7 protein-coding genes are annotated in these 6320 nt (G+C 59.6%); 6 read left to right on the plus strand and 1 reads right to left on the minus strand.

Annotation, left to right across the window (positions count from 1 at the left end; translation table 11 throughout):
• The 6 genes from ABX749_RS17465 to ABX749_RS17490 form a co-directional block, all read left to right on the plus strand.
• Positions 1–1157: GspE/PulE family protein (locus tag ABX749_RS17465; RefSeq protein ID WP_372897090.1), on the plus strand; the 1157-nt coding region annotated here is incomplete at its 5' end.
• Between the two features lie 14 nt (positions 1158–1171).
• The gene (locus ABX749_RS17470; protein ID WP_145209908.1) at positions 1172–2266 is read left to right on the plus strand and encodes a type II secretion system F family protein; all 1095 of its coding nucleotides are present in this window, start codon (positions 1172–1174) and stop codon (positions 2264–2266) included.
• The gene (locus tag ABX749_RS17475) at positions 2263–2742 is read left to right on the plus strand and encodes a type IV pilin protein (protein WP_372897091.1); all 480 of its coding nucleotides are present in this window, start codon (positions 2263–2265) and stop codon (positions 2740–2742) included. The genes ABX749_RS17470 and ABX749_RS17475 overlap by 4 nt, the downstream gene beginning before the upstream one ends.
• Before the next feature lie 11 nt (positions 2743–2753).
• Positions 2754–3581, plus strand: a complete 828-nt coding sequence (locus tag ABX749_RS17480) for a hypothetical protein (RefSeq protein WP_372897092.1) — start codon at positions 2754–2756, stop codon at positions 3579–3581.
• Positions 3581–4120, plus strand: coding sequence for a hypothetical protein (locus ABX749_RS17485; protein ID WP_372897093.1), 540 nt, complete (start codon positions 3581–3583; stop codon positions 4118–4120). Before ABX749_RS17480 ends, ABX749_RS17485 begins: the two co-directional genes overlap by 1 nt.
• A 3-nt stretch (positions 4121–4123) precedes the next feature.
• Entirely contained in the window at positions 4124–4498 is a 375-nt protein-coding gene (locus ABX749_RS17490; RefSeq protein WP_145209920.1) for a hypothetical protein, read from the plus strand.
• Positions 4499–4784: 286 nt separating this feature from the next.
• Here the strand turns inward: ABX749_RS17490 and ABX749_RS17495 are convergent, their stop codons facing one another.
• A complete protein-coding gene (locus tag ABX749_RS17495; protein WP_372897094.1) occupies positions 4785–5717 on the minus strand; it encodes a phosphatidylcholine/phosphatidylserine synthase in 933 nt (310 codons plus the stop codon).
• Positions 5718–6320: the final 603 nt, after the last annotated feature.

Below are 6320 nucleotides of genomic sequence, written 5' to 3' on the forward strand. Positions count from 1 at the left end.
GACGAGACGGACGCATCATTCGCTACGTCAACAGCATCTTCGAACAGGCCCTGACCACCGGCGCCAGCGACATTCACATCGAACCCTACGAAGAGGATTGTCGCGTCAGGTTGCGCGTCGATGGCGTCTTGTCCGAGGTTCAACCGCCACCGATGCCGCTGCTCAACTCGGTCATCAGCCGACTGAAAGTGCTCAGCAAAATGGACATCGCCGAACGACGGGTGCCGCAGGACGGCGCGATCGCCCTGCGAACCGGCGAGCACCGCGTGGACATGCGGGTCAACACCTGCCCCACCGTGTTCGGCGAAAAGATCGTGATGCGTGTGTTGGACAAAAACGCACTCCCGCACGACCTGTCGATGCTGGGCATGGACTCGCGGCAATTCAAGGATCTGACCGAATCGATCCGCAGCCCACACGGTTTGATGCTCGTCACCGGGCCGACCGGTAGCGGAAAGAGCACCACGCTGTACTCCTGTCTGAACGCACTCAACGACGAAAAAACGAACCTCTGCACGGTCGAAGACCCGGTCGAATTCAAGTTCGGCGGCATCAACCAGGTCCAAACGCGCGCCAAAGTCGGGCTGACGTTCGCCAGCGCCTTGCGGGCGTTCCTGCGACAAGACCCCGACGTGATCATGGTCGGTGAGGTTCGCGACGACGAGACAGCAGAGATCTGCATGCGTGCCGCGTTGACCGGACACTTCGTGTTCTCCACGCTGCACACCAACGACGCGCTCAGCAGTATCACACGGTTGCAAGACATGGGCATCGAACCCTTCTTGTTGGCCAGCACCCTCCGCTTGCTCGTCGCCCAACGACTGGTGCGGCGGCTTTGCGACGAATGCAAAGTCCCCTACCAACTGGATCAAGAATCAAGCGAACGTTATGCGATCCCACGAGAGATCCCGGTGTTCCGCGCCGGCGGATGCGATCGCTGTCGCAACATCGGATACAAGGGTCGGCTGGCCGTGTTTGAGGTGATTCGCATCAACCAACAACTCAAGGACATGATCCAAGCCGGCGAGTCGGTCGGCGCCATGAAACGCGCCGCGGTGGAAGACGGCATGAAGCTGCTTTCGCAAAGTGCCGCGGCAAAGGTCGCCGAAGGCCTGACCAGTTTGGAAGAAGCCGTCAGCCTGTGTAACGATCACTAACCCCAGGACTTGCCATGTCTCTCGACGCCTGGTTCTTGTCTCGCGCACGAGTCTCTGCAAAACAGCACGGACGCGCCAGCCTGGACGACAAGATGACGTTCTTCCAGCAACTCGGATCGCTGCTCGCCTCCGGGACCCCGCTGCTGCGCGCCTTGCACGTGTCCGCCGAACAAAACCAAAGCAAGACGCTGCAGGCGGTGATGGAAGAGGTCGCCGAACGGGTCGCGTCGGGAATGCCGCTTCATACGGCGATCGAAGCGACCACCGACATGTTCCCCATGCACTGGGTCGCGATGATCGCAACCGGTGAAGCGACGGGGAAACTCGATGAGGTCTTGGTGGACTTGAATCGCCAGATCCGCGAAGCCGCCGACACGCGCAGCAAATTCATCGGTTCGATGATCTATCCCTGCGTGTTGATCTTTGTCGCCGTCCTGGTCGTGTTCGCGATGCTCTGGTTCGTCGTCCCGACTTTCGGTGACATGTTCAAAGAGATGGGTGCGGAATTGCCCGGCATCACGGTCTTCGTGTTGGACATCAGCGATCAAGTCGCCGCGTATGGCTTGTACATCGTCGCGGGCTTCTGTGTCGGCGGCTACTTTTTCAAACGTTGGCTCAACACCGAAGCGGGCCGCCGGCGCTCGATCAGTGTCATGGTCGCGATCCCCGTCGTCGGCGACCTGGTCATCCAGTCGTCGATGTATCGGTTCGCGTCCAACCTGGCACTGTTGCTCAAAAGCGGCGTCCCGATGTTGGAAACCATGCAAACCGTTGCCGACGTGTTTGCCGCCCAACCGCCGTACCGCGAAGCCATCGAGTACGCCAAAAACCGGATGGCTGCCGGTCGAAGCCTTGCCGATGGCCTGGAAGAATCAGGGCTGTTCACGTCCATGATGGTCAACGCGGTGCGGGTCGGCGAAGAATCGGCACAACTGGGCCGGGTGATGGAAGAGATCGCGCCGTACTATCGCGAAAAGACACAAGCGTTCATGTCGCGGGTCACCAAGCTGGCCGAACCGGCGATCATCATGGTCATGGGGGCCGTGATCAGCGTCGTGATGCTGGCGATCTACATCCCGATGTTCGAAATGGCGGGGAACGTCAAATGACCCGCGACCGGAAACCCAAACGCCACGCGTTCTCGCTGATCGAAGTCATCGTCACGATGACGATCCTGGCCGTCTTGTTGACCTTCGCCGCACCCAGCGTCGTCCAAACGATGGAACAGTCGCACGCCGATCTGGCCGGCGCGAGTCTCCGCTCGATCGCTTCGGCACAGCGATTCTATTGGCTAGAAAACCGCACCTACGCCAACACGCTGCAGGAGTTGATCGACGACGAACTGGTCGACAACGAACTGCTCGACGCATCGCCCCGCTATGAGTTTTCGATCACCGCCGCCGATGCCGCCGGATTCACCGCCCAGGCCCGGCGGCGAAGTTTCAACGGCGCCGGTAATCCCGTTTTCAACGGAGCCTGGAGCGGTGATTTCCAGATCGACGAAACCGGTCAGATCACGGGAGACGTCGAGGGCAGATTCAACCCCGTCCTCGGCGAAAGCCCCACCATCTCACCCGGGTTCTGAGGCAGGCAGCGATGAGTCAAATCGGACGCACCCGAGCCAGCCGACGCGGATCAACCTACTTGGAAGTCCAAGTGGCGATGGTGCTGCTGTCGATCGGCATCAGCGGACTGTACAGCCTGTCAGTGATCCAATCACGCCAGACGGCACGACTGGGACAAATGCTTCCCGCTGACGAAATCGCCTCGATCAATCCCGTCACCGGCGGCAGCCCTTCGGAAGCGGCATGGATGAAAAAATTTGGCGTCTACGCCGACATCACAACCGATGCCGTCGCGGCGCCCGTTCCCAACTACCCGCTCAATGAAGGCTTTCTGGAAATCCGCGACAACGAGGACAGCAGCGGGTTCTACACCTACAGAGCCTACGGAGGCGACGACTGGGAAGAATACGGAGGACACCCGGGCGATTATCGGTCAACCGTCCATGAGATTCAAACACCGACCTCCGTCGGATCGTACGCTCTGTTTTCCTTTTATGGCGTTCCCCCGGGCGACTACGAAGTGTTCACCTTCGTGCCGGAAAAGAAGAAATCGTACCCCGGACAGTTCGGATCCGCCGTTCCACACTATGTCTTCAATGGCGGGTGGGCGGCACCCGTGTACGTCGACCAACGAGCAATCGAACATGACTTCGACTACGCCGGAAAATGGTGGGAACGGTTGGGTGTCTACACGTTCCGCAATAGCACCGTGCATGTACTGCTCTACGGCTGGCCCCGTTCGGGCGATTGGTTGATCGCTGACGCCGTGATGCTGCGATGTCGTCGGTCGGTCGAAGTCGTCACCCCGATCACGACGACGATCGGTGGCGGCGCCACAGTCACGGTGGAGTTGGATTGATGACAAGCAACTCCCCACCGCGCTTTCAACGACGCCGCAACGGCATGAGCTTGTTGGAGGTCACGATCGGGTCCGTGATGGCCGCGATGATCGCCATGGTGGCGGCCGGGGTGACGATGGACATGACTCGCAACATGGCCGACAACATCGCCCGGACCAGGATCGCGGGCGAAGCGAGGTTGGCGATCGAAGCGTTCCGACGTGATTTCGGCGGCAATGATCCGGACAGCCCGACCGGCGACCGGAACCGCTGGCGCCTGGTCGACAGCATGATCCCCACCGCCGATGAACTGCGACTTTGTTTCGATTCGGATCTGGACGGATCGGCCGATTGGATTTCGCCCGATCGCGTCATCCTGTATTTCGAATCCGACGGACAACTGATTCGTTCAGACTTGGAAAATGGACGGACCAACGTGGTCGCACAACTGGTCGACTCGGTCAATTTCGAAGTGATCGGTAACGAACTGCGAATCACACTTGCGTTCCAACTCGGCGCGATCACCGAAACCTACGTCTTCAACACCCCCAACATCTAGACCATGACGCATCGACGCCCTCCCAGCCGAAGACGCGGATATGCCATGTTGGTGGTGATGCTGCTGATTCTGACAACCACCGGTATGGCGGCGGTGCATGCGCGCCAACTCGCCGCGTCGCTGAGAATTGAACAAGCCAGATTACGCAGCGAAGCCCGGTCACGCGGGCCGACCACCGTGCTCGCGATCGCTTGCCAACGGATCGAAACCGGAAACCCGACCGACAGCAGCGTCTCGTATCAATACTCGCACCACGATGGATTCCAGACGGTGCTGTACCGAATCACCTACCAAGCCGTCGGGTCTGACAAATGGTCCGTCACCGCCGAGCCCGATCCGGCAGCGGGAACACTGCCACCCTTGCCCACGTCGTTTTAGTTAACGCTGTGAAGCATTTTTCCCCGTTGTTTCGTGAGGTTTTAGCGGCAGGGCGCGAGCCCAATACCGCTAAATCGAGATTCATGCGCCGCCCGGACGCTAGCGCGAACCGGCGGATGTGAAACGATGATCAGCCGTTTGGCGCGAGCCTACGGGCCCATCGCTGGTCAAAACCTAGTCGATTGAGCGGCAGGGCGCGAGCCCTCCAATTCTTCATCGTTGCCTATACACCGGAGGGCTCGCGCCCTACCGCTAAAAAATGCTTCACAGCGTCGAGCGGAAAAGGCTACTCCTTCACGCCGTTCTGGCCCCGCCAAGAGCGCATCAATGATCGCAGCGGTGCGGCAAACGCGAAATAACAAAACGCGATCGGCAGCGCCAGCCAGTGCAACAGAAAGACGCCGCCGACGGCAAACATCGCTTGTCCAATCTGGTGCGTCGTGCGACGGCCCTTCATCCACTGGGCAACGAGGTGGGGATACTGGAATCGAGATACCATCAGGTAGGCCAAGACGCCGGCAAGCGCCGGGATGAAGTAGTGCGAAGCGACCAGCGCAGCGTTGGCAACGACTTGGATGTATTCGTGGTAGATCTTGTTGCTCGCCAGATCTTTTAAGTCCGGCATGGCGATCGCAAACGCGGCCAACGTTCCCGCAGCCGCCGGGCTGGGCAGCCCTTCGAACGTCTCATGCGAATCGTCTTCGCCTGTCTCCACGTTGAAACGGGCCAGGCGAATCAACACGCACAAGGTGAACAGCACCCCGGCGGCCCAGAGAAACCGCTGAGGCAACGCATCGGTGATCCGCCAGATGATCACCGCCGGAGCGGTTCCGAACGTGACCGCGTCGCACAAACTGTCCAGCTGAGCGCCGAACTCGGTCTCCTGACCCGTCATCCGCGCCGCCGATCCGTCGAGTGCGTCGAACAGCATCCCGCCAAAAATCAACATTCCCGACGCAAACAGTTTCTGTTCCAGCGGCCAATCCAACTCCGGGCCGCTGATAGCCACGGCGATCGCCCCCAAACCGCAGACGCCGTTGCCCAGCGTCAGCATGGTCGGCAAGACGGCCAACATCACCTTGCGGCGACGTTTTCGTTTTTGACGTCGAAAGTCTTTCCGAGAGAGCGGTTTGCCCGATTCGGGATCCCCTTCCGCATCGATCCCTGCCAAATCGTCGAATTCCTCCGGCGGGTAAAGTTCGCGTTTTAATTCGCTCATGGACATCAAAAGGGGGTTGCTGAAATCGCCGTGCCGCCGGACTGGACCCAACTGGATCGATCATTGTATGGCAAGCCTCCCCAAGAAAGGAGAGCCCGACACGATCCCAAATCGCAAATCTGCTGACTCCAGCCGATTCGACGTCAGCCGTCGTCATTCACGGCGAAACGCTGATTCACCCTCCTGCCGGGCCGTCGATTGTATTACGGCAGCTTTCCGCAACCAATTTAGATTCACTCCCTCTGGGAGAGACGGCGTTTGCGCAGCAAGCAAATGCCAGAGAGGGCCCACGCTGTAAAAGTCTGGGCGCCTCGCGCGATAATCAAACCCGACACTTATACAATCGATGTCCCCTGGGAGGGTCGCGGAGGAGTTTGCGACGACGCGGGACGGGTGCTTCGGCACCGTGGTTGGCATCGGTAGGTGCAGGGCAGCGGAAACCCTCCCCTCCACACGGGCATAGGTATCTACACAAGTCGCTTTTTGCCCAAAGGGCATGCATATCCATAGCCTGGGGCAAGCAAACCGAGCATTTGCGAGGGTTGCGCCGCCCCAGGAACACCATCGCAATGAGGTTCAATTTGGCCAACGGCCATGCACAAC

Origin of the sequence: Stieleria sp. (genome assembly GCF_041595215.1) — a bacterium.
GTDB lineage: Bacteria > Planctomycetota > Planctomycetia > Pirellulales > Pirellulaceae > Stieleria > Stieleria magnilauensis.